Origin of the sequence: Kluyvera intermedia (assembly GCF_021440345.1) — a bacterium.
GTDB classification, from domain to species: domain Bacteria; phylum Pseudomonadota; class Gammaproteobacteria; order Enterobacterales; family Enterobacteriaceae; genus Kluyvera; species Kluyvera intermedia_A.
In genome coordinates, this window is sequence record NZ_JAKCNS010000008.1 from 24,469 (window position 1) to 49,530 (window position 25,062).

Genomic DNA, 25,062 nt, shown 5'->3' on the forward strand with positions numbered 1-25,062 from the left:
TAAGGGCGCTATTTACTAAAGCAATACTCATTGAATTTTATAACATTATCGCCTAGCCATTCATTGCATTCCTTGATTCTCTCTTGCATTGGTATCAACTCATTTCTCACAAATACCTCAGCAGCCTTGACCACATCACCAACGCCGCCGGCATTGTTAGGCATTATCCCCATCATCTGAGGAGGCACGCGGTGTGCACTCATCAAATCTTCAGCACTCACTTTCTTAAGATTAAAAAAATCATCCTTCGTAGCGACCTCACTCAGCGGAATAATTTTAATGCCGTCGGCTTTTCCATTCGGTGCTTAGAAAAACAGGTTCTTAAAGTTTCCGAGCCTCTTCGAGTCACGCATTGCCTTGCGGAGCGCCTCGACGTCGGTGCTGCTTTGTGCCGCGTCGGTCACATACATGGTGTACTCGGCGTGCGCCCCGTTCTGATAATACTTCCGACGGAACAGCGTAGCGGACTCATTCAGCTAGGCGGAATTAAGTGCGCTCAAGTACTCCGGTAGGCCGTAAACTTCTTGGTTGATGTCGGGCTCAAGCAGAAGAAAAACGGAGCCGGGCGCAAACTGGTGCGGCTGCAAATCGGATTGTATATACCAGTAAGTGCCATCCTCCACCCCGCGCCGGGTGTATTTGGCCGGTGACGTCTCCAGTTTTAGCGGCTTACACGACAGGCTGACACGCTTCTCGATAAACGCATTCTCGAAGATCAAGAAGTCGAACACAAACCGGCTGAAATCCTGCTGTGACAGTAATGGGTGCGGAATGTAGGTCGATACCAGAATATTACGCTTCACTTAAATTGGTGAGCTGTGATGAACGCCGCGCGCATGCTCTTCGCCAGCCCGGAGAAGCTTACCGGCGGCTCGTACCACTGGCCGTTATCGATACACTCCACATAATCGAGAATATTGCGGCGATCGAGTACCGGCGTCGGCTCGCCAAAGGTGAATGCTTCCATGCTCTGTGCCGGTACGGCGGTGAGGTTTTCGGTGTGCGCCGGCTGCTGGCGCTTGTTGTTGCGTTTCTTGCTCATTAGTTCCACTCCATAATGCTGGAAGACTGTTCGCCGGTGGCGGCGGTCAGCTGCTCATTGATTAATACGTGCATGGTCGCCCACGCGAGGTCAGCGTGACTGGCTTCCTCGGTGATGCTGGCCTCATAGGTTGAGCTGCGGCCGCTGCTGGTCATGGTTTTACGGATAGACATAAACGACGACTGTGTGAGGTCGGCCACGCTGACGTCGTACTCGAGGCAACCGCGGCGAATGGATTTGGCCTGTCGGGCAAAGGCGATGATGTATTTTCGGAACACATAGGTCTGTGTCTTACTGGCCGATAAAAAAATCTGGTTGTGGCCGGTTTTCTGCGCCTGTAATACCCATTCGACACAAAACGGTCAGTAATCAATACCGTGGATGTAGACAAAAAGCCTCGCAAATGCGGGGCTTTTTGTTGGATGTGGTAAATGCGTGGACATTGAGAGAAATAAATTCTTTTATTTCAGTTTATTACAGGCAAAAAATAAGCCCGTGTAAGGGAGATTACACAGGCTAAGGAGGTGGTTCTTGGGTACAGCTAGCATTTATGGATTATGTTTTTCAGCGGAGGGAATAATATCGATAATCGATAATTCCGTCTGTGATCCATTTCTAAGAATCTTTGCTATTGAAAAACAATATATATGTACTAGCTGTTATGCGGATTTCGAGTGGATTCTCCCGTGAAATTGCGCATCAGCAGACCATACTCCAGTTCGATATCTTCCGGCACGGGAATCCATACGGTGTGACCGTCGCCCGGTGCGACCGGTTTCGCGACGCCTTTGGCATCTTCCATCTGCTCGAGGCTGAAGTTGACGTTGCCCTGCGGGGTCATCAGTTCCAGATTATCGCCAAGGGCAAATTTGTTTTTCACCGCCACTTCGGCCATCACGCCTTTGCGCTGGCCGGTAAATTCACCGACAAACTGCTGGCGCTCGGAAACCGAGAAACCGTATTCGTAGTTCTGATAATCGTCATGCGTGTGGCGACGCAGGAAACCTTCGGTGTAACCACGGTGGGCGAGATTTTCCAGCGTTTCCAGCAGGTTGGTATCAAATGGTTTACCGGCAGCGGCATCATCAATCGCTTTACGATAGACCTGCGCGGTGCGGGCGCAGTAGTAGTGCGATTTGGTGCGGCCTTCGATTTTCAGCGAGTGCACGCCCATTTGGGTCAAACGCTCTACGTGAGCCACGGCGCGCAGATCTTTTGAGTTCATGATGTAGGTGCCGTGTTCGTCTTCAAAGGCGGTCATGTACTCGCCCGGACGTTTGGCCTCTTCCAGCATAAACACCTGATCGGTCGGGGCGCCAACGCCGAGAGTTGGCTCAACGTTCTGCACCGGAATCGGTTCGTATTTGTGGACGATATTGCCGATATCGTCTTCTTTGCCTTCCTGAACGTTGTATTCCCAGCGGCAGGCGTTGGTGCAGGTGCCCTGGTTCGGGTCACGTTTGTTGATGTAGCCAGACAGCAGGCAGCGGCCGGAGTAGGCCATACACAGCGCGCCGTGGACGAAGATTTCAATCTCCATGCCCGGCACCTGGCTGCGGATCTCTTCAATTTCTTCCAGCGACAGTTCGCGGGAGAGGATCACGCGAGTCAGGCCCATCTGTTTCCAGAATTTTACCGTAGCCCAGTTGACGGCGTTCGCCTGCACGGACAGGTGAATATCCATGTCAGGGAAGTTTTCGCGTACCAGCATAATCAGCCCTGGATCGGACATAATCAGCGCATCCGGCCCCATATCCACCACCGGCTTCAAATCACGAATAAAGGTTTTCAGCTTGGCGTTATGCGGCGCAATGTTGACCACCACATAGAATTTTTTACCCAATTCGTGGGCTTCGTTGATGCCGAGCTGCAGATTTTCGTGATTGAATTCGTTGTTACGCACGCGCAGCGAGTAGCGCGGTTGGCCGGCATAAACAGCATCGGCACCGTAAGCGAAAGCGTAACGCATATTTTTCAGCGTTCCCGCCGGGGAGAGGAGTTCCGGTTTAAACATGATTTTCTCGTTCTGATGACAGGTCAGATTCGCCACACCTGATGCGGCGAGTTGGGGAGTGTCCCCACTTTAAGGGCGGGCATTGTAGCGCTGTGCAGAGGTGAGGTAAAGTGCCGGGTGGCTGTCAGCGGCCACCCGGTGGGGTATCTACCTATCAGGTGTTATCTTTTACGGTCTCGCTGGCACCGTTAGTTTTCACCGAAGCGATGCCTTTATCGCGCGAGGCTTCGCTGGCGTACAGCTGGCTGGTGCCAATCACCTGGTGATTACCGGCTTTGAGATTGAAATGGAATTTACCGTTGGTCGCCGTTTTCTTCTCGTAGCGCTCGTCCAGCGGACTGTTGGTGCGCACCGAGGCGATGCCGTTTTCCGCCGACGCTCTGGTGGTGTACAGCTCGCTGGTAAGGATGATTTCGCCGTTGCCTGCTTTCAGGACGAAACGAAACTGGTCGTTACTGCTTTTACTTAACTCAAACCAACCCGCCATGATGACTCCTTGATGAAATTGAAGTGGTTAGAAGTATTGGCTGACTGTATGAGTATGGGGGATATTTGCGCAGATGCTAATAATGAGGCGAGAGAAAGAGAGCGACCGTGAGGCCGCTCTAAACAGGGGTTACGCCATCCGGCAGGCGTCGGCCTCCCAGCGGTAGCCTACGCCGTATACGGCGCGGATAAACGACTGCTCGGCGTCAAGCGACTCGAGCTTGCGGCGCAGGTTTTTAATGTGGCTATCGATGGTGCGGTCGGTCACTACGCGATAGTCGTCGTACAGGTGATTGAGCAACTGCTCGCGGGAGAACACTTTTCCCGGCTCCTGCGACAGGGTTTTCAGCAGACGAAACTCAGCTGGAGTCAGATCCAGAAGGCGGTCACGCCACGAGGCCTGGAAGCGGTTTTCGTCGACGATAAGCGGGCTTTGTTCGTCCAGCGCCTGCAGCTCCTGGCGCGGCTTGCAGCGACGCAAAATGGTTTTCACGCGCGCCACCACTTCGCGCGGGCTGTACGGCTTACAGATATAGTCGTCGGCGCCAATTTCCAGCCCCAGCAGACGGTCAATCTCTTCAATTTTAGCCGTCACCATCACGATAGGAACGTCGGAGAAGCGGCGAATTTCCCGGCACAGCGTCAGGCCGTCGGTACCCGGCAGCATTAAATCCAGCAGGATCAGATTCGGCGGTGACTGATGGACATACGGCAGCACTTTATCGCCGTGGTTAATTAACGTCGGTGCATAGTGCGCGGCCAGCAGATAGTCGATGAGCAGTTGTCCCAGTTTGGGTTCATCTTCCACAATTAAAATGCGTGGGGCGTTCTCATCAATCGGTAACTCGGTCATATCTCTCTCGGTATTGCGCGTTCCAGCGGTAACTCTACTTTAATGCTAACCCCGCCAAAAGGCGAATGCCCGACTTCAAGACGGCCGCCGTGGGCGTCAACGATATTGGCGCAAATTGCCAATCCCAGGCCGGACCCGCCGCTGGCGCGGTTGCGAGAACCTTCGGTGCGATAGAAGCGTTCGCACAGTTTGCTCAACTGTTCATCGGTAACGCCCGGGCCGCTGTCGGCAAATTCCATCACGATGTGCTGAGAATCGAGCACCGTGCGAATCAGCACCTGGCCGCCGCTATCGGTGTAGCGCAGGCTGTTTTCCAGCAGGTTGTTGAAAAGCTGCATCAGACGGTCGGGATCGCCGAAGACCGTGGCATTTTCCGCCAGCGCCAGGTTCAGCGTCAGCCCGCGGCTGGCTAGGCGTTCGCGGAAGGCATCGGCGGCGATTTCCAGCAGCGAAATAATATCCACCGGTGATTTCTGGTAGGCCAGCGCTCCTTCATCGGACATGGACAGCTGATGTAAATCGTTGACCAGCTTGGTGAGCGTAGCAACTTCCGCCTGCAACGAGGTCACCGATTCCGGGGTGAATTTGCGGACGCCGTCCTGAATGGCTTCCAGCTCACCGCGCAGTACCGCCAGCGGGGTGCGGAGCTCATGGGAGATATCAGCCATTAAATCGCGGCGCATCTGCTGGTTTTTCTCCAGCGTACTGGCGAGCTGGTTGAAATCCTGCGCCAGCTTGCCCAGCTCATCACCGCTGGTGACCGGCACGCGGGTCGAGAAATCGCCCGCCGCCAGTTTATGGGTGCCTTCGACCAACCGTCGCACCGGGGCGATAAGCCCGCGTGCCAGCGGGAAGGTGGCAAGGGCAGCGAGCAGCGTTGCCAGCGCGACGATAAGCCAACTGGTGCGGCGCTGCTGTTTATCGAAATTAATATCGGTATTGCGGGTTAACCGTTCGACCGGCGAAGCAATGACCGCACCAACCTCCATACCGTTAACGATAATGCCGCGTCGGGAGCCATCGTGCGGCACCGCTTCTCGCGGGCCGACCAGCACGCGGGCGTTTTGATCGACTACCCAAAACTGGGTGCGCCAGCCGTGCGGCGGCATGCCTGGGCCAGGAGGCCCCGGTGGGCCGGGCGGCTGCTTATCTTCATTATTGTCATGCTCAAACGAACGCAGGATCTGGAAGATAAAGCGGTCGTTATTGCGCAAAAAACGCCAGTTCCCATGTTGCTCATACTGTTCCGCCAGCGCGTCGCTTAGTAGCTGTAGCCGCTGTTCGTTCCCGCGCTTGATATAGTCAATAAAGCCGCGCTCAAAGCTGATGCGCACCGCCCAATGCATGCTGATCAGCAGCACAATACAGGTGGCTAGAATGGCGATAAACAGTTTGCCGGAGATCCCCGGGCGCCATAATTTCACGATTTACTCCTTCAATTTGCGTCGGGCGATAACCACGTTCTTGCTGGTGTCGTCCGGCACTCGCGCGAACACGAGGGCTGGAAGCGCAATAATCACGGCCATACATAAATAGGTGTACATAAATACGTGGTGCGTGGCGGCGCTGCCAATTGCGATATGCTGCTGGCCAAACATCCCCAGCAGGATCCCGGCGATAGTGACGCCGATACTCATCGACAGTTGCATAATCATCGACAGCAGGCTATTGCCGCTGCTGGCATGCTCGTCTGGCAGATCTTTTAGCGTCAGGGTATTCATCGAGGAGAAACGGCTGGAGTTGACCATGCCCTGGATAAACAGCACCACCGGCAGCGCGTAGTACCAGCCGGCCAGCGCGGTGAACATAAAGACAAGGCTGATGAGGGCAAGGCCGAAGGTGCTGAACACCAGCACGTGACGATAGCCAAAGCGGTTAACCACCTGTACTACGATGCGCTTCATGCCCATGCTGCCGAGCACCATCGGGATCATCATTAACCCCGCGTGAAACGGCGTGAAGCCGAGACCAATCTGCATAAACACCGGCGTGATAAACGGCAGCATGCCGCTACCGATACGCCCGGCGAAGCTCCCGGCTAGCCCCAGTGAGAAGGTTGGCGTATTGAATAGCTTGAGGCTAAACAGCGCGCCCTCGTTACCGTAGGCGTGCCACAGATACATCAGGATGGAAACGACGCCGATAGCCACCAGCGCGCTCATCATTAACGGTGAAATGCCTAAGCCTTTTTGCCCATCGAGCGCCAGCGTCAGCGTCGCCATACCCAGCGCGAGAACGATAAACCCTGAAATATCAAAGCGCCGGGTTTGTACCGTGTAGTTGGGCATCAGCACCAGCGTGGCGATACAGCCGATGATGCCGACGGGAATGTTAATCAGGAAGATCCAGTGCCACGAGGCGTATTCAACCAGAATCCCGCCCAGCGCTGGGCCTAGCAGCGGGCCAATCTGGCCGGGCAGGGTGACGAAGGTCATTGCCGCCATGTATTGTTCGCGAGGCACAATTTTCATCACCGTCAGCCTGCCGACGGGCACCATCATCGCGCCGCCGATCCCCTGTAATACGCGGGCCATCACCAGCTCGTTTAGCGTGCTGGAAAGTGAGCAGAACAGCGAACCGAGGGTAAACAGGATAATGGCGGTGAAAAAGATATTGCGCACGCCGACCCGGTCGGCCAGCCAGCCGCTGGCGGGCAGCATCACGGCGACGGTCAGCACATAGGAGACCACCACCATATGCATGTGCAGCGGGCTCTCCCCCAGGCTTAGCGCCATGGAGGGGAGGGCGGTGTTGACGATGGTGGTGTCCAGCGATTGCATGAAAAAGCCGAACGCCACGATCCACAGTTGCCAGCGAACGTTGGCGGGAAGTTCAGTCATGGTTATTCCGTTACCGATTGTCGTGGTTGACGCGAAAAACGCAGACGTAGGCTCTCGAAGAACAGATAAACCACCGGGGTGGTGTAAAGGGTCAGTAACTGGCTCATCGCCAGCCCCCCTACAATGGTAATCCCCAGCGGTTGACGCAGTTCCGACCCATCGCCACTGGAGATAACCAGCGGCAGTGCACCAAACAGCGCCGCCAGCGTGGTCATCATTATCGGGCGAAAACGCAGCAGACAGGCCTGGAAAATCGCCTCTTCCGGCGGCAGGTTGCCGTTACGCTGCGCCTCAAGGGCGAAGTCGATCATCATGATGGCATTTTTCTTCACAATGCCAATTAATAGCATGATCCCAATGAGGGCGATTAGGCTAAACGGGGCACCGAAGAGCTCCAGCGCCAGCAGCGCGCCAACGCCTGCGGACGGCAGGGTAGAGAGAATAGTCAGCGGGTGGACGTAGCTCTCGTACAAAATACCCAGCACGATATAGACCGTGGCGATAGCGGCAATGATCAGGATAACCTGCGAGTTCATTGTATCCTGGAACACCTGCGCCGTGCCGGCGAAGGAACCGCGCACCGTTGGTGGCACGCCAAGCTGGGTCATCGTACGGGTGATGGCGTCGCTGGCTTCCGAGAGCGATTTGCCGGTCGGCAGGTTAAAGGAGACCGTGGACGCAGCCGATAGCCCCTGATGGTTCACCGACAGCGGCGCGTTGGCCGGCTGCCATTTGGCGAAATAAGACAGCGGAATGGCTTTGCCGTCGTTATTAATCACGAACATTTTATCCAGCGCGCTGACGTCCTGGGTGTAAACAGGATCAACCTGCATCACCACTTTGTACTGATTAAGCGGTTGATAGATGGTGGAAATCTGTCGCTGACCGAAGGCGTTGTTGAGCAGGCTGTTGGCCTCTTCGACGCTAATTCCCAGCCGCGACATAGTTTCCCGGTCATAGACCAGATCCATCTCGGCGCCGTTGTCCTGCTGATCCGAGTTGACGTCGGCAAGTTCTGGCAGCGCAGCCAGCGCTTTGCGGATTTTCGGCTCCCACTCGCGAAGGGCGCTTAAATCATCAGAAAGCAGGGTGTACTGATAGCTGGCGTTGGACTGACGGCCGCCGACGCGAATATCCTGAACCGCCATTAAGAACAGGTTGGCACCGGGTTCTTTAGCGAGCTTCTTACGCAACCGGTCGATGATCTGCTGCGCCGTCTCGTGACGCTGGTCGCGAGATTTCAAGGTAATGAACATCATCCCACTGTTGACGCGCGAGCCGCCGGTAAAGCCGGTGACGTTATTGACCGCCGGATCTTCACGAATGATCTTCATAAAGTCCTGCAATTTGCCGCGCATCGCCTGGAAGGAGATGCTCTGATCGGCCTGGATTCCGCCCATCAGCACCCCGGTGTCCTGCTCCGGGAAGAAAGTTTTCGGAATCGAAATATAGAGCCAGACGTTGAGTGCAATCGTACCGAGGAACACCACGCCGACCAGTCTTGCGTGGTTGAGAACCCAGCGCAACGATTTGCCGTAACCCTGCTGCATGGCGACCAGCAAACGCCCCAGACCTTTGTTGCGGGTAGGCGTATGCGGACGGCTGGATTTCAGCATCCAGCCGCACATCATCGGCGTTAGCGTCAGCGACACCGCCAGCGAAATGCCGATAGCCACCGACAGCGTGACGGCGAATTCCCGCAGCAGCCTGCCGGGCAAGCCGCCCATCAGCAGCAGCGGCAGGAATACCGCCACCAGCGACACGCTCATCGACAGAACGGTAAAGCCCACTTCACGGCTACCCTGTAGCGCCGCCTGCAGCGGCTTCATGCCGGCTTCCAGATGGCGAGAGATATTTTCCAGCACCACGATGGCGTCATCGACCACAAAGCCGGTGGCGATGGTCAACGCCATTAGCGACAGGTTGTTGAGGCTAAATCCGCACAGGTACATGGCGGCAAAGGTGCCGATTAACGACACCGGAACCGCCACCGCCGGGATCAGCGTTGCGCGCCCCGAACGCAGGAACAGGAATACGACGAGGATAACCAGCGCCACCGAAATGACCAGCGTCTGCTCCACTTCTTCCAGCGATGCGCGAATGGTCGGCGAGCGATCCTGGGCAATTTGCAGGTCGATAGCGGCGGGAATAGTTTGCTGTAGCGCCGGTAGTTCGGCGCGAATGCTATCAACGGTCTGGATGATGTTGGCTTCCGGCAGCTTGCGGATCATCAGCAAAATCGCCGGTTTGGCGTTGGTCATCCCGGCGTTACGCACATCCTGCACCGAGTCGGTGATGTTTGCCACGTCGCTCAGGCGTACCGCCGCGCCGTTGTTGTAGTGAATAATCAGCGGTTTATACTCCGCCGCTTTTTTCAGCTCATCGTTGGTCTGCACCTGCCAGCGGTGCGCGTTATCTTCAATTGCCCCCTGCGGCTTACGCACGTTGGCGTTGCTGATGGCGGTACGTACCGCATCCAGCGACACGCCCTGGTTAAACAGCGCCTGCGGATTGAGATCGACGCGCACGGCCGGTAGGGAGCTGCCGCCCACGTCCACGTCGCCAACGCCGTCAATCTGCGCGATGTTCTGCGCAAGCTGGGTGGAGGCAAAATCGTACAGCTCGCCCTGGGAGTAGGTATCCGAGGTGAGCGTGAGGATCATGATGGGCGCATCGGATGGATTCGCCTTGCGATAGGTCGGACGGCTCGGCATGCCGCTTGGCAGCAGGTTCTGCGCGGCATTGATCGCCGCCTGCACATCGCGCGCCGCGCCGTTGATATCGCGGTCGAAGTTAAACTCGAGAATGATACGCGTACTGCCCAGCGAGCTGCTGGAGGTCATTTCGTTGACCCCGGCAATGCGCCCAAGCGAACGTTCAAGCGGCGTGGCAACCGACGATGCCATGGTCTCCGGCGAAGCCCCGGGCAGCGAGGCGCTGACCATGATAACCGGGAAGTCTACCTGCGGCAGCGGGGCGACCGGCAGCAGCCGAAAGCCCAGAATGCCGCACAGGGTAATGGCGAGCGAAATCAGGATCGTCGCCACCGGACGGTAGATGAAGAGCGCAAAGAATTTCACTTACGCTTCCTCTTCACGGCGTGGGAACCGGCTTTTCAGGTACAGCGACAGGCGGTCGAACAGCAGATAGATAACCGGCGTGGTGAATAACGTCAGTACCTGGCTGACCAGCAGACCGCCCACCATGCCGATCCCCAGCGGACGCCGTAACTCTGCGCCAACCCCGGTACTTAACATCAGCGGCAGCGCGCCAAGGAGCGCCGCCAGCGTGGTCATCAGAATCGGGCGAAAACGCAGCAGACAGGCCTGGTAAATGGCCTCGCGCGGTTCCATGCCTTGTTCGCGCTCGGCCGCCAGTGCAAAGTCGATCATCATGATCGCGTTCTTCTTCACGATACCAATAAGCAAGATGATGCCGATGATGGCAATCACGTCCAGCTCGCTGCCCGAAATCATCAACGCCAGCAGCGCGCCGACGCCCGCGGTTGGCAGCGTCGACAGGATGGTTATCGGGTGGATAAAGCTTTCATACAGCACCCCGAGCACGATGTACATCGCCACGACGGCGGCTACCACCAGCCAGATAGTGCTGCTCAGCGCCGACTGGAAGGCGAGGGTGCTGCCCTGGAGTTCGGTGCGAATATCCGTCGGGAAGTTCAGCGATTTTTCCGCATCCTGGATCGACTGCACCGCATCGCCCAGCGAATAGCCATTCGGTACGTTGAACGAGATGGTGGTCACCGGGAACTGATCGAGATGGTTAATCGACAGCGGCGCAAAGCGCTGCTCGATTTTGGCAATCGCGGTGAGCGGGACGATTCCGCCATCGCTACTGGTCAGGCGGATGTTATCCAGCGCCGCCAGCCCTGGTGTCGCGCGGGTATCATGCTCCAGCACCACGCGATACTGGTTCGCCTGGGTGTAGATGGTGGAAATCAAACGCTGGCCGAAGGCGTTATACAGTGCATTATCGACGTCGGCCATGGAAATGCCCAGACGGCTGGCGCTGTCGCGATCGACGTTTACAAAGGCCACCAGCCCCTGATCCTGCCAGTCGCTGCTGACGTCGGAGAGCTGCGGCTGCGCCTGTAGCTGGGTCATCAGCTGCGGCACCCATTGGCTCAGCGCATCCAGCGAGTTGGCCTGCAGCGTAAACTGATACTGCGTGCGGCTAACGGTGGTGTCGATGGTAAGATCCTGCGTCGGCTGCAGATACAGTTCGACGCCGGGAATACGCGCCACCGACTGTTGCAGACGGTTAATGACGGTTTGTACCCGGTCATCACGGTCGCTTAGCGGTTTCAGGTTAATTTGCAGACGTGCGCTGTTGAGCGCCGGGTTGGTACCGTCCACGCCAACAAACGAGGTTAGGCTCTCCACCGCCGGATCTTTCAAAATCGCATCGGCCACCGTCTGCTGGCGCTGCGCCATGCTGGTGAACGACACCGACTGCGGCGCCTGAAGCGTGCCCTGGATAATGCCGTTATCCTGAATCGGGAAGAAGCCTTTCGGAATGGTGACCCACAGAATAACCGACAGAGCCAGTGTCCCCAGCGCCACGCTCAACGTCAGCCATGGATGGTTTAATACGCGGGCCAGCCAATGGCCGTAAACGGCAATCACCCGCTCGAAGAAACGCTCGCTGGCGCGTGAGAAGCGGTTTTGTTTGCGCAGCGATTCATGGCTCAGCATGCGTGCGCACATCATTGGCGTCAGGGTAAGCGAAACAATGGCCGAGATAAGAATAGCCACCGCAAGGGTGATAGCAAACTCGCGGAACAGGCGGCCGATAATATCGCCCATAAACAGCAGCGGGATCAGCACCGCAATCAGCGACAGGGTCAGAGAGATGATGGTAAAGCCAATTTCACCCGCGCCTTTTAGCGCCGCGGCCATCGGTTTCTCGCCTTTTTCGATATAGCGCGAAATGTTTTCAATCACCACGATAGCGTCATCGACCACAAACCCGGTGGCAATGGTCAGCGCCATCAGCGTCAGGTTGTTGATGGAGAAGTCGAGGAATACCATCACCGCGAAGGTGCCGACCAGCGACAGCGGTACGGCCACGCCGGGAATGATGGTCGCCGGCACGTTGCGCAGGAACAGATAGATGATCATCACCACCAGCGCAATCGCCAGCATCAGCTCAAACTGGGTGTCGGAGACCGAGGCGCGAATGTTGGTGGTACGGTCAGAAAGTACTTCCACTTTGACGGATTTTGGCAGGCTCTCGGTCAGCTGCGGCAGCATTTGACGAATACTGTCGGCGGTTGAAATGATGTTGGCGCCCGGCTGGCGCTGCACGTTCATCACGATAGCCTGTTTTTTATTGGCCCATGCGCCAAGCCAGGTGTTCTCGGCTCCTTGCTCAATGGTCGCCACATCGCCTAAGCGAATGGGCGCACCGTTTTTGTAGGCAATAATCAGCTGGCGATATTCCTGCGCCGACTGCATCTGGTCGTTGGCGGAAAGCGTAACCGCGCGCGTTGGGCCGTCGAGGCTACCTTTAGCCGAGTTGACGTTGGCGCTGGTGATGGCGGTGCGAATATTTTCACTGGTCAGCCCCAGTGCGGCAATCGCCTGGGCGTTGAGCTTCACGCGCACGGCGGGACGCTGACCACCGGCGAGCGTCACCAGGCCGACGCCGGAGACCTGGGATATTTTCTGCGCCACGCGCGTTTCCACCATGTCTTCCACTTCGGTCATCGGCGTGGCGGTGGAGGTGACGGCAAGGGTCATGATCGGCGGATCCGCCGGGTTCACTTTGCTGTAGACCGGCGGGTTGGGCAGATCGCCTGGCAGCAGATTGGTGGCGGCGTTAATGGCCGCCTGTACTTCCTGCTCGGCAACGTCCAGCGGTAGAGTGAGCTGGAACTGAAGCGTCACCACCGAGGCCCCGCCGGAGCTTTGCGACGACATCTGTTTTAAGCCGGACATCTGGCCAAACTGGCGCTCCAGCGGCGCGGTGACGGCGGAGGTCATCACATCCGGACTCGCACCCGGATAGAGCGTCACCACCTGAATCGTGGGGTAATCCACTTCGGGAAGCGCGGAAACGAGCAGAAAACGATAGCCGATGATCCCGGCCAGCAAAATCGCCACCATCAACAAAGTGGTGGCGACAGGACGCATAATAAACAGGCGGGATGGGCCGCCTGTACTGCTCGGCGGTAAAACTTGCATCAGCCGCGCGCTCCTTTATGACCGGCGGAATGGCCTTCTGCCGCCGCCGGTTTTTCAGCGCTGGCAGCGGTCGCATCGTGTGCGGTGACGACTTCGACCTTCGCGCCTTCGGTCAAGCGATCGATACCATCGGTGACGACCCGGTCGCCTGCGGAGAGCCCGGCGTCGATAACCACTTTCAGGCTATCCTGGATTCCCGGTACCACGGTGTGTTTGCTGACTTTATTCTCACTATTGAGCACCCACACGAAGTGGCCATCGTTACCCATCTGCAATGCGGCGGTTGGGATCACCACGGCGTTTTGTTGGGTATCCACCAGCATGCGGGCGTTGACGAATTGGTTAGGGAACAGCGCGTCGTCCTGGTTATTAAAACGGGCTTTGAGCTTAATGGTGCCGGTGGTGGCATCAATTTGGTTATCGAGGCTTAACAGCGTACCGTCGCTGAGCTTGGTTTTGTTGGTGCGATCCCAGGCTTCAACCGCCAGCGCTTTGCCCGCTTTTTGTGCGGCGACGACGGTGGCGATGTCATTTTCTGGCAGCGTAAAAATCAGATCTATCGGGTGCGTTTGCGTCAGCACCACAATCCCGGTGGTGTCGCCGCTGGAAATCTGGTTGCCAATATCGACCTGTTTTAAACCGACGCGGCCATCGATAGGCGCGGTAATACGGCTCCAGGTGAGCTGGAGCTGTGCGCTGGCGACCGACGCTTCATCGGCTTTAATGGTGCCTTCGGTTTCGCTCACCAGCGACTGCTGGGTGTCGAGTTCCTGACGAGAAACAAGATTGGTTTTCACCAGTTGCTGGTAGCGCGCGAGATCGCGGCGGGCGTTGGCAAGAGTGGCTTTATCTTTCGCCAGCTGTCCCTGGGCTTGCGCCAGCGCGACTTTGAATTGACTCGGATCGATTTCTGCTAGCAAATCGCCGGCTTTAACCTGCTGTCCTTCCTGGAAATGAATGGCCATCAACTGGCCGTCCACGCGGCTTCTGACGGTGACCGTGTTGGCGGCGGTAATGGTGCCTAACCCGCTTAAGTAACGCGGTACGGCCTCACTGGTGGCAGTGGCTGCCTGAACCGGTGCCAGCGTGGCGCCGAAACGACCACCATGGCGCCCTCCACCCGCAGGTGCACCAGCGGGTTTGGCGGCGCCAGAGTCCGAATTATTTGAATTACTGCTGAAATGCCAGATGCCTACCGCCCCCGCGATAATCACCAGCAAGGCCAGCGCAATTCGCCAGCGAGTGTTATGACTGCCTTTCATTGTTATACGTGTCTCTTCCTGAATCATTCCACGAAATGATACTAGTTTAGTTACGGAACGCTCAGAAAAAATGGAGGAAATATGAAAGACGGCGAGAATCGTCCGAAACACGAGCGGCTTTACGAGTAGGCTCGCAAAGCGAGGGGATGAAACGGCGCAAAACGACTGTTGGTGGTACCGTCAGCGGCGTTTAGCGAGGTGCTAAAACAGGAAAGCCCCTCCTGACGAAGGGGCCTAATATAAGGAAAGGGTTATGATGAACATGGTCATCATACTGGTGATACTCTTAGTCATTAGCTTACCGGCTTACTAAGACACCAGGGGGAGGAGTAATCCTCCCTTACCCTAACTCCTTTACGATAGGTTGAAAAAGCAGCGAAGTCAACGGTCCGATCAGGCGAAAACCACCTGCGCCCAGCGAGCAAGACCGGCAGTCACCGAGCCAAAATCATCGCCGCCGGCGATAGGAATGCCCGGCAGCTGCTCGGCTAGCGCTTTCTTAATCAGCGGGGAGCGGGCGCTACCGCCGGTTAAGTAGATAACGTCGGGTTTTTCGCTGCTGTTTTCCAGCGCCAGCTGTACCTGCTCAAGAATACGCGTCAGCGGCTGATTCAGCGCGGCCTCAAGCCCGTCCTGGCTGATGGCGGTGGCTAATGCGTCGCTGATAAACGGCAGCGCAGTATTGATTTGTGCATTCTCGGACAAAGCGATTTTGCTCTCTTCCGCACTGCGCACCAGGCGATAGCTTAAACGTTGTTGCCACACTTTATACAGCAGCGAGACTTTCTCGGCATCACGGGCGTCACGTGCCAGATCGCGCAGCAGGCGACCGTTGGCAGCGCTGTAAAAATCGGTTTGCGCCGGGACATCGTTAATCGCCACCGCATTCCACCACGGCAGAATCGGCAGGGCGATGCCTTTTTCGGTCTCGCCGCCCATGCCCAGCAGCGGCATCAGGCTCTTAAAGGCCAGCGCGATGTCGAGATCGTTCCCGCCGACGCGACAGCCGCTGTGGCCGAGCAGGCTCTGTTCGCGGTCGTGACGAGTGCGCCACTGTGGCCCCATCAGTAAAACGGAGCAGTCGGTGGTCCCGCCGCCGATATCCACCACCAGCACGCGTTTTTCGTCGCGGAGGGTGGCTTCAAAATCAAGACCGGCGGCAACCGGTTCGTACTGGAATACAACTTCGCGGAAACCGGCGCGTTTCGCTGCGCGTTCAAGGATTCCAACCGCCTGCGCGTTGGCCTCATCTCCGCCAAGCCCCTGGAAGTTTATCGGGCGGCCAATCACCGCTTGATCCAGTCTGTCCTGCAGCTGCGACTGCGCCTGCTGACGGATATGCAGCATCATGGAGCAGACTAAATCTTCGAATACCGCCACCTGCTGCGGTTTAAGCCCATTCGCGCCGAGGAAGGATTTCGGCGACTTCACGAAGTAGACCTCTTCCGGGTCAGTGATGTATTGCTTGAGCGACGCCAGGCCAAACTGCACGCTGTTGCTCAGTACATCGATATCTTCATCGCGGTTGTAGTTGATGGCCCGACGCAGCAACGCCTGGGTTTCATCACCCGAAGCCGGAACCTGGTGGTGGCGGTACAGCCACTCGCTCACCGATTCGCGCGTCGGCGCAGACAGCATCGAAGGCAGCAGCGTGCTGCCGTTTTCCATCATCAGCATGCGCGGTGCGCCATCCTGCATCACGGCGATAGAACAGTTCGCTGTCCCGTAGTCAAAACCAATAAACACGTCAATCATCCCCATGCCAGTGAAGAAAGGGGGGCGACTTTAGCGGAATGTTGGGGAGGCGGCAACTGGAATATGAAAGCAAGGTCATCCCGGCGATTAACCGCTATGCTGTAACCTTCTCGCGATTTCCATGTATAAGGACTGACGATGTTTGAACTGCCGTGGCTCCCGCCGTACGACTGGCACTGGATGTTCAATTTTTTACAGGCGCGTGCCGTAAACGGTATCGAACGTTTTCAAGACGGTAGCTATATCCGCAGCTGGCGCAGTGGGGCACATTGCGGGTTGATTACCATGACGCCAGATGAGACGCGGCAGGTGCTGCGCGTCCAGCTGACTCCAGGTTTATTACCGGTGGAAAATCAGGCGCGTGAAGGCGTGATAAAGCTGTTGGATTTAGCCTGCTGTCCGCAGCCAATTCAGCAGGCACTGGGCACGCTGGCGGCTTCCCGTCCAGGACTGCGGCTGCCCGGCTCACTCAATGTTTTTGAGCAGGGCGTGCGGGCTATTCTCGGACAGCTGGTGAGCGTGGCGATGGCTGCGCGGCTAACGGGAAAAGTAGTGGCCCGATACGGTGAACCGCTGGTGGAAGGCGAAGGGTTCATGCTATTCCCAACGGCGGAACGCTTAGCGGCAGCGGACCCGGCGGAATTGAAAACGCTGGGAATGCCGCTAAAACGCGCGGAGTCGCTGATCCATTTTGCTCATGCGATGTTGAACGGTGAACTGGCCGCCACGCAGCCGGACGACGTTGAGCAGGCGCTCAAAGCGCTGCAGCAATATCCGGGAATCGGCCGCTGGACGGCCAATTATTTCGCGCTGCGCGGCTGGCAGGCGAAGGATATTTTTCTGCCCGATGATTACCTGATTAAACAGCGTTTCCCGGGCATGACGCCCGCACAGATACGCCGCTACGCTGAGCGCTGGCAGCCCTGGCGTTCTTACGCGTTATTGCATATCTGGTATTCAGAGACCTGGTCGCCGGAGTGCGATGCTGGCGTGTAAACCGTCACAATACCGCGACCATTATTTTTCGAGGTATAGCAGGCCGTGTCGGCCTGTACCAGCGCTTCAGCGAGGCTGGCGTTGTGTTCGTGAATCAACGTCAAGCCGGCGCTGGCACCAATTCGATGCAGGCGCCCGCCCCAGGTAAACTCGTAATGGTTGATGGCGTCGACCACCCGCTCGCAGGCGCTCAGCGCCTGTTCGGTTGAGCAGTGACGAATGATAAAGCCGAACTCATCGCCGCCCAGGCGCGCCAGAATATCGCTGGGCCGCAGTATGGAGCGCATTAGGGTCGCCATTTCGTGCAGCAGCGCATCTCCCGCCGCGTGACCGGCGCTGTCGTTGACCGCTTTAAAGAAATCGAGATCGAGCATCACCAGCGCATGCGACTGATGACCGCCCGGCAGCAGTTTCAGCAGCCCCTTTAACTGACTTTCGAAGCTGGAGCGGTTTGGCAAACCGGTTAGCGCATCGTGCGTTGCGCTGTAGCTTAACTGACGTAGCAACTTACGTGACTCGGTGACATCCTGAATAACCAGCACAAAGCCGATACGTTCGCCTTCCTGCGTGTTCAACGGCGTCATGGTGTAATGAATATCGAAGTTTCCGCCGTAACGGTTTTGCAGGATTTTATCGTGCTCGGCTTCGCCGTTTGATTTCTCTTCGGCGTTAAGTTGATTGAGCGTGAAGCCGTCACTGCCGTAGGTGATACGCAAGACCTCAAGAAGGGGTTTGCCCTGGGCTTCGTTTTGCTTCCAGCCGCTCATTTTTTCGGCCACTGGATTCATAAAGATAATCTTTTGCTGATTATCGGTACTGATCACCGCTTCACGAATCGAGTCCAGCGTAATATGCAGCCGTTCTTTTTCCTGGAATAGCGCTTCGTTGGCTTGAGTGATTCGCGTCATCAATTGTTTATTGGCTTCACGGCTTTTTTTCAGAGAGTTAATGTCTTCAATTTGCTTAATGAAATAGAGCGGCGTGCCGTCATCGTGACGAACCAGAGAGACGGCCAGCAGCGCCCACACAACCTCACCCCCGCGCGTGCAGTAGCGTTTTTCCAGTGAGTAACTGTTGATTTCACCGCGCACCAGCCGGTCAAGCTGGGCCAGATCTTCGGCTAAATCCTCGTGCCAGGTCACCTGCTGGAAGGTCATGCGATGCAGCTCTTCCTGGCTATAACCGAGGAAATGGCACAGGGCCTTATTCACCTGGAGCCACTGCCCGTAGGTATCGACCACCGCCATGCCGATAGCGGAATATTCCATGGCGTTGCGAAAACGCATTTCGCTCTCGGCAATGTGTCGCCGATCGCTGTTCACCGCGTGCATGGCAATACTCATGACGCCGGTAGGAAGGAGCACCATCAGGAACGGCAGCCCCGGCATGTTGTTGAGTTGGTAGCTACTGAGCGTGGTCTCAATCATGTGCTGAACAACCGGATGATGGGCAGTTAAGGTGAGTACCGCCATCAGGGTTATCAGAAAAATAAGGAAGGCTTCTATGCGTGGCAGGCGCACGGCGGCCCACATGAGCAGCACCATAATGAAGGTAAATGGCCACGGCAAATAGAGAATCGACAGCAGGCTCAGCGTCAGGGTAATCAGCGTGGTCGCCAGGGTTGAAATAAGCTGTCGGGTGTTGCGGTAGCTTTGGAAGAACTGTGCATTAAGGAGCAGTCCTAGCGGTACGAGGGCCAGTGCGCCTGTCGCTTCGGCAACTATCCAGGTGAGCAGCGTTTGCAGCGTATTCTCACCCGGGATCAAACCGCCAATCAATATGCCGCCCAGTAGCGGTGGCACCAGCGCGCAGGCAATTGCCATGCGTGTCCAGTCACGTAGGTTTCTCAGCGGATTATCAAATACCAGCCAGCGGCGCAGCAACAGCGCGCCAACCAGCGCTTCCAGCACATCGATAAGCGGATACCACAGGGTCACCGTTGAAAATGAGTACAACCAGGTGGCGGCTATAAGCCCCAGAATGCCGGCAAGGGCGATGCCAGGCCACAGCTTCACGTTGAAGCGATAAAAGGCCGCCGTCATGATTGCCGTCGGAAACCAGACCGGAGAAAGATCGCTGGGTTTGTGTAGCAGCGTGAATGAGAAAAGCGTAAACAGGAAGGTCGCGATTCCCAGACCGAAGAGTATCTGCGTCGAGTGAAGTGATGATGTTGGGATAAGGGAAATACGCTGGTTTTCTTTCTTCATTACCACATTTTCCGGAGATATTCTCTCCGGCCATACCGAGATTAACCCCGATTATGCATCATCTTTGGCGCTGTTTATCGGATCTACGACACTAATTGACAATAATCGTCGAATAGTGCGATTTGTAATATTCCATTGATGAAGAATGGCTTAAGCCAGAAACAATCCTCGGTGCTGGCTACCTTTTGTCGCCGCAGATCGGTGTATACGACTGGTATCGTTGCCTTGAAATCCCTATAATTGCCGCGTTTGGCGCTAATACGCGGGATTATTCGCAGCACCCCTTTGTTGAATAGTCATCTCTATTCGCGCCGTCCTTCCTTTCATCCAGGTTAATCGGGTCGCAAAATTTATGACTGATAAGTCTCATCAGTGCGTCATTGTAGGTATCGCCGGCGCATCGGCTTCAGGTAAAAGTCTTATTGCTAGTACGCTGTATCGCGAGTTGCGCGAACAGGTGGGCGATGAGCATATCGGTGTTATTCCTGAAGATAGCTATTATAAAGACCAAAGTCACCTGTCTATGGAAGATCGGGTTAAAACCAACTATGACCATCCAAACGCGATGGATCACAGCCTGTTGTTCCAGCATCTGCAGACCCTCAAGCGCGGCAATCCTATTGAGTTACCGGTTTACAGCTATGTCGAGCATACCCGTAAGCAGGAAACGATTCATATCGAACCGAAAAAAGTGATTATTCTTGAAGGTATCCTGCTGCTGACCGACGCGCGCCTGCGCGATGAGATGAATTTCTCTATCTTTGTCGATACGCCGCTCGATATCTGCCTGATGCGTCGTATCAAGCGGGATGTCAACGAACGCGGTCGCTCGATGGACTCGGTGATGGCGCAGTATCAGAAAACGGTACGCCCAATGTTCCTGCAGTTTATTGAACCTTCCAAGCAGTACGCCGATATCATCGTGCCGCGCGGCGGTAAAAACCGCATCGCCATCGATATTCTGAAAGCGAAAATTAGTCAGTTTTTTGAATAAGTCACGTGAATTGTGTAACGTGCCTTAAAAGCCCTTAACCATGCCGGAAGAGGGCAGGTAGTAAAACAGGAGAATGATATGCGTCTGTGTGACCGAGATATAGAAGCCTGGCTGGACGAAGGGCGACTGTCGATCAATCCGCGCCCGCCCGTTGAGCGTATCAATGGCGCAACGGTTGACGTGCGTTTAGGCAATAAATTTCGCACCTTTAGCGGTCATACGGCGGCCTATATCGATTTAAGCGGGCCGAAAGCTGAAGTTAGCGCGGCGCTGGATCGGGTAATGAGCGATGAAATCGTGCTGCCGGAAGGCGACGCGTTCTACCTGCATCCGGGGGAACTGGCGCTGGCGGTGACGCTGGAATCCGTTACGCTACCGGCAGATTTAGTGGGCTGGCTCGATGGGCGTTCTTCATTGGCGCGTCTGGGGCTGATGGTTCACGTGACGGCGCACCGTATCGACCCAGGCTGGTCGGGTTGCATCGTGCTTGAGTTCTACAACTCCGGCAAGCTGCCGCTGGCGCTGCGTCCGGGCATGCTGATTGGCGCACTAAGTTTTGAGCCGCTTTCAGGCCCGGCCGCGCGTCCCTATAACCGTCGTGAAGATGCGAAATATCGCGATCAGCAGGGTGCGGTTGCCAGTCGTATTGATAAAGACTGACCTTCCGTCGCAAACCTGATGAGGGTGCCATGAGACGAATATTGACGACGCTGATGATTCTGCTGGTAGTGCTGATTGCCGGTCTTTCATCGTTGGTGCTGCTGGTGAATCCGAACGATTTCCGCAGTTATATGGTGAAGCAGGTCGAAAGCCGTACTGGATATCAGCTTCAGCTTGATGGCTCTCTTCGCTGGCATGTCTGGCCACGGTTGAGCATTCTGTCCGGGCGGATGACGTTAACCGCGCCGGGTGCCAGCGCGCCGTTGGTCCGGGCTGACAACATGCGTCTCGACGTTGCGCTGCTGCCGTTGCTCTCGCATCAGCTGCAGGTGAAGCAGGTGATGCTGAAAGGCGCGGTAGTGCAGCTAACGCCGCAAACCGAAGCCTCTCGCTCCGAGAATGCGCCGGTTGCGCCGAAAGGCACTTCGTTGCCGCAGGAGCCAGGCGATCGCGGATGGTCGTTTGATATCGCCGGGCTGCAGGTTGTCGATAGCGTGCTGGTGTTCCAGCACGAAGGCGATGAGCAGCTCACCATTCGTGATATTCATCTGCAGATGGATCAGGATGCCAATCATCAGGCATCCGTCGATTTCTCCGGGCGCGTTAACCGCGACCAACGCGATTTAACGCTCAGTTTTTCCGCCCAGGTGCAGGCCGGGGACTATCCTCGTCGTCTGGATGCACAGCTGTCGCAGCTTAGCTGGCAGCTACAGGGCGCGGATCTTCCCGCGCAGGGCATCTCCGGTAGCGGTAGCCTGAACGCTGGCTGGCAAGAAGAGGCTAAAAAGCTTAGCTTTAGCGTACTCAATCTAACCGCCAACGATAGCGTACTCACCGGTGACGGCAGTGTGGTGCTGGGCGATGTTCCGGTATGGGCACTGAATCTTCAGTCCGACAAGCTAAATCTCGATAACCTGTTGCTGCATTCGCCGATTGCGAATAGCGACGGCGAGGCGCAAAAAGCCCAGGCCGCGCAATCGCGCCCGCGTCCAGTGATTGCCAGCAGTATCAATGTGGTCCCCTATAGCGGGCTAGCCGGTTTCAACGGTACGCTGGCGATGATGGCTAAAACGGTTATCTGGCGCGGTATGTCGTTTGCCAACGTCAGCGTACAGGCCGAGAATCAGCGGGGTTTGCTTCGTATCTCGCAGCTGGGTGGAACGCTGGATGGTGGTCAGCTTTCGTTACCCGGCACGCTGGATGCCCGCAGCGGCGCTCCGGTTGCAGAGTTTCAGCCTAAGCTCGACAATATCCAGATTGGCAGCCTGTTAAAAGCCTTTAACTATCCCATCGACATGACGGGGCTTATTTCACTGGCAGGAGATTTCTCTGGCTCGATGATTGATGCCGAGCATTTCCGTCGCGACTGGCAGGGGCAGGCGCATATTGAGATGAAGGACACCCGTACCGAAGGGTTGAACTTCCAGCAACTGGTGCAGCAGGCGGTTGAACGTAGTACCGATATTCGCGGTCAGGATAACTACGACAGCGCCACGCGGTTGGATCAGTTTGCGGCGGATATTGATCTTGATAGCGGCATCATGACCTTCAGCAATATGGCCGGGCTCTCTTCGTTGATGGCGCTGACCGGCAAAGGTTCGCTGGACCTGGTCAAAGAAGAGGGCGATCTGCAGTTTGCCATCCAGGTGACCGGCGGCTGGCAGGGCCAAAGCAAGCTGGTGGATATCCTGAAAACCACTGCGATTCCGCTGCGGGTTTACGGCAAATGGAACGAGCTGAACTACAGTCTGCAGGTTGACCAGGTGCTACGTCGTCATCTGCAAGGTGAGGCGAAGCGTCGATTGAACGATTGGGCCGAGCGTAATAAGAACACGCAGTCGGGCAAAGATGTGAAGCAATTGCTCGATAAACAGTAAATAATCAGTAAAAAAGAACCGGCAACGCTCAGGCTTGCCGGTTTTTTTACTCTTGTCTCCCGGTCAGGTTAAACCCGCCGGGACTCTCATTTTGACTACACTTCGTAATCCAGCTCATCCTGCGGTGGCGGGATAATCTGCACTTTCTGCACCCGGTGACTTTCAACCTGCAAGGTTTTCAACGTCCACGGACCTATCTGCACCTCTTCGCCAGCTTTTGGCACGCGCTGCAGATGTTCCATCAACAGCCCGGCGATGGTGTGGTACTCGCGCTTCTCGTCCAGCGGCAGCGGGATATATTGCACTAAGTCTTCCAGCGGCATATGACCGTTCGCGGTCCAGCTGCCATCCGCATTGCGCGCAATATCATGGCGAGCGTCAATTTCCTCAGCCTCGTTTGGCAGGTTACCGGCGATGGTTTCCGTCACGTCACTTAACGTCACTACCCCTTCAACAGAACCAAATTCATCCACCACGAAGGCAAAGTGGGTACGCGCGTTGCGGAACTGTTCCAGCGCCGACAGCAGCGGCAGCGCTTCCGGGAAGACCAGCGGCTGGCGGATTAACACGCGTAGGTTCAGCGGCTCTCCGCGCAGGGATTGTTGCAGCAGGTCGATAACGTGCACCACGCCAAGCAGATCTTCTTCATCATCGCCGCCGGTGACGACAAGGCGCGTGTGCTGGTTTTTCTCCAGCAGCGCCCGCACTTCGCTTTCCGGCGCGCTCAGATCGATATGCTCAATATCGTGGCGCGAGGTCATAATACTACTGACCGTACGCTGATTGAGATTGAGCACGCGCTCAATCATTCGCCGCTCCTGCGGGTCGAAAATTTGCTGATTGTCGTGATCAACCAGTAGCGAAGCCGTTCCAGCGTCCAGCTCGGCATCTTCCTTATTACCGCTTAGCAGACGCATCACCGCGTCGGTAGTGCGGCTTCGCAGCGACTGGTTAGCGGTCAGGAAACGGCGGCGATTGAAGATGGCCAGTTGATTAAGGGACTCGATCATCACCGAGAAACCAATGGCGGCGTACAGATAACCTTTCGGAATAATCACGCCAAAGCCTTCGGCCACCAGGCTAAAACCAATCATCAGCAGGAAGCTAAGGCACAAAATAACGATGGTCGGGTGGCTGTTCACAAAGCGGGTAAGCGCTTTGCTGGCCAGCAGCATCAGGCTAATAGCGATAATAACCGCTGCCATCATCACCGCCAGATGATCTACCATCCCGACGGCGGTAATCACCGAGTCTAATGAGAAGACCGCATCCAGCACCACAATTTGCGTCACCACCGGCCAGAAGCGGGCTCCGCGCCGTTGCGTTGGATTATCGCTGTCTTTGCCCTCCAGCCGCTCGTTGAGCTCCACCGTGGCCTTAAACAGCAAGAAGAAGCCACCGACCAGCATTATCAGGTCGCGGGCGCTGAAGGTAAAATCGCGGATGCTAAACAGCGGCTTCGTCAGCGTGACCAGCCACGAGATAGAGGCCAGCAGCAGCAGACGCATTAGCATCGCCAGTATCAACCCGGTGACGCGCGCTCGGTCGCGTTGGGCTGGCGGCAGCTTTTCAGCCAGGATGGCGATAAACACCAAATTATCAATTCCGAGAACCAGCTCGATGACGACCAGCGTCACGAGTCCCGCCCAAATAGACGGATCGGCAATCCATTCCATACGTTGGTTAAAACCTTATGTTACAAGACAAATTGATCATGGATAAATGCGCGGGAAAATGCAATGTCTGCGGGTGAATTCTCCGGATAAAAATTATGGGAATTTGTTGAATAATAACCATGTTGGAAGTGTGATATATATTTATTATTAAAATAAAAATATCTAATTGGTTAATTTGTCAATATAAAGAAATTCCT

At 56.1% G+C, this 25,062-nt stretch carries 16 protein-coding genes and 2 pseudogenes; 5 read left to right on the forward strand and 13 right to left on the reverse strand.

What is annotated here, in order from left to right:
• Window positions 1-8 precede the first annotated feature (8 nt).
• The 10 genes and pseudogenes from LZ634_RS02095 to LZ634_RS02140 form a co-directional block, all read right to left on the reverse strand.
• Window positions 9-1,042, reverse strand: a pseudogene (locus LZ634_RS02095) (phage portal protein).
• Window positions 1,042-1,275: pseudogene (locus LZ634_RS02100) on the reverse strand (oxidoreductase); the annotation flags it as partial. The pseudogenes LZ634_RS02095 and LZ634_RS02100, both read right to left, overlap by 1 nt.
• A 419-nt stretch (window positions 1,276-1,694) precedes the next feature.
• A complete protein-coding gene (yegQ, locus tag LZ634_RS02105; RefSeq protein WP_234502082.1) occupies window positions 1,695-3,056 on the reverse strand; it encodes a tRNA 5-hydroxyuridine modification protein YegQ in 1,362 nt (453 codons plus the stop codon).
• 154 nt (window positions 3,057-3,210) lie between these two features.
• Entirely contained in the window at window positions 3,211-3,543 is a 333-nt protein-coding gene (locus LZ634_RS02110) for a YegP family protein (protein WP_112202690.1), read from the reverse strand.
• Window positions 3,544-3,672: 129 nt separating this feature from the next.
• Entirely contained in the window at window positions 3,673-4,395 is a 723-nt protein-coding gene (gene baeR / locus LZ634_RS02115; RefSeq protein ID WP_234502083.1) for a two-component system response regulator BaeR, read from the reverse strand.
• Window positions 4,392-5,819 carry a two-component system sensor histidine kinase BaeS gene (gene baeS / locus LZ634_RS02120; RefSeq protein ID WP_234502084.1) on the reverse strand — a complete coding sequence of 476 codons (1,428 nt, stop codon included), beginning with the start codon at window positions 5,817-5,819 and terminating at the stop codon, window positions 4,392-4,394. The genes baeR and baeS overlap by 4 nt, the downstream gene beginning before the upstream one ends.
• Window positions 5,820-5,822: 3 nt before the next feature.
• A complete protein-coding gene (locus LZ634_RS02125) occupies window positions 5,823-7,235 on the reverse strand; it encodes an MFS transporter (protein WP_234502085.1) in 1,413 nt (470 codons plus the stop codon).
• Between the two features lie 2 nt (window positions 7,236-7,237).
• Window positions 7,238-10,315, reverse strand: a complete 3,078-nt coding sequence (mdtC, locus tag LZ634_RS02130; protein ID WP_234502086.1) for a multidrug efflux RND transporter permease subunit MdtC — start codon at window positions 10,313-10,315, stop codon at window positions 7,238-7,240.
• Window positions 10,316-13,438, reverse strand: a complete 3,123-nt coding sequence (locus tag LZ634_RS02135) for an MdtB/MuxB family multidrug efflux RND transporter permease subunit (protein ID WP_234502087.1) — start codon at window positions 13,436-13,438, stop codon at window positions 10,316-10,318. It abuts the gene before it with no gap.
• Window positions 13,438-14,700: an MdtA/MuxA family multidrug efflux RND transporter periplasmic adaptor subunit gene (locus tag LZ634_RS02140; protein WP_234502088.1), complete on the reverse strand. Its 1,263-nt coding sequence runs from the start codon at window positions 14,698-14,700 to the stop codon at window positions 13,438-13,440. Before LZ634_RS02140 ends, LZ634_RS02135 begins: the two co-directional genes overlap by 1 nt.
• Window positions 14,701-14,953: 253 nt before the next feature.
• On the opposite strand from LZ634_RS02140, the gene LZ634_RS22710 reads away from it, so the two are divergent.
• Window positions 14,954-15,013, forward strand: a complete 60-nt coding sequence (locus LZ634_RS22710; RefSeq protein ID WP_156315699.1) for a type I toxin-antitoxin system Ibs family toxin — start codon at window positions 14,954-14,956, stop codon at window positions 15,011-15,013.
• Between the two features lie 80 nt (window positions 15,014-15,093).
• Here LZ634_RS22710 and yegD read toward each other — a convergent pair whose 3' ends face one another.
• Entirely contained in the window at window positions 15,094-16,446 is a 1,353-nt protein-coding gene (yegD, locus tag LZ634_RS02145) for a molecular chaperone (protein ID WP_234502094.1), read from the reverse strand.
• 147 nt (window positions 16,447-16,593) lie between these two features.
• Here yegD and alkA point away from each other — a divergent pair, with 147 nt between their 5' ends.
• A complete protein-coding gene (alkA, locus tag LZ634_RS02150; RefSeq protein ID WP_234502089.1) occupies window positions 16,594-17,451 on the forward strand; it encodes a DNA-3-methyladenine glycosylase 2 in 858 nt (285 codons plus the stop codon).
• On the opposite strand, the gene LZ634_RS02155 is transcribed toward alkA, so the two are convergent.
• Window positions 17,388-19,658: a PAS domain S-box protein gene (locus tag LZ634_RS02155; RefSeq protein ID WP_234502090.1), complete on the reverse strand. Its 2,271-nt coding sequence runs from the start codon at window positions 19,656-19,658 to the stop codon at window positions 17,388-17,390. The genes alkA and LZ634_RS02155 overlap by 64 nt on opposite strands.
• Window positions 19,659-20,010: 352 nt before the next feature.
• Between LZ634_RS02155 and udk the strand changes: the two genes are divergently transcribed.
• The 3 genes from udk to asmA all read left to right on the forward strand — a co-directional run bounded on the left by udk (window position 20,011) and on the right by asmA (window position 23,189).
• Complete coding sequence (gene udk / locus LZ634_RS02160) at window positions 20,011-20,652, forward strand: uridine kinase (RefSeq protein WP_052285230.1); 642 nt, start codon at window positions 20,011-20,013, stop codon at window positions 20,650-20,652.
• Between the two features lie 78 nt (window positions 20,653-20,730).
• Window positions 20,731-21,312, forward strand: a complete 582-nt coding sequence (dcd, locus tag LZ634_RS02165) for a dCTP deaminase (protein ID WP_234502091.1) — start codon at window positions 20,731-20,733, stop codon at window positions 21,310-21,312.
• A gap of 29 nt (window positions 21,313-21,341) precedes the next feature.
• Window positions 21,342-23,189, forward strand: coding sequence for an outer membrane assembly protein AsmA (gene asmA / locus LZ634_RS02170; RefSeq protein ID WP_234502092.1), 1,848 nt, complete (start codon window positions 21,342-21,344; stop codon window positions 23,187-23,189).
• 95 nt (window positions 23,190-23,284) lie between these two features.
• On the opposite strand, the gene LZ634_RS02175 is transcribed toward asmA, so the two are convergent.
• Complete coding sequence (locus tag LZ634_RS02175; RefSeq protein ID WP_234502093.1) at window positions 23,285-24,865, reverse strand: TerC family protein; 1,581 nt, start codon at window positions 24,863-24,865, stop codon at window positions 23,285-23,287.
• Between the last annotated feature and the right edge of the window lie 197 nt (window positions 24,866-25,062).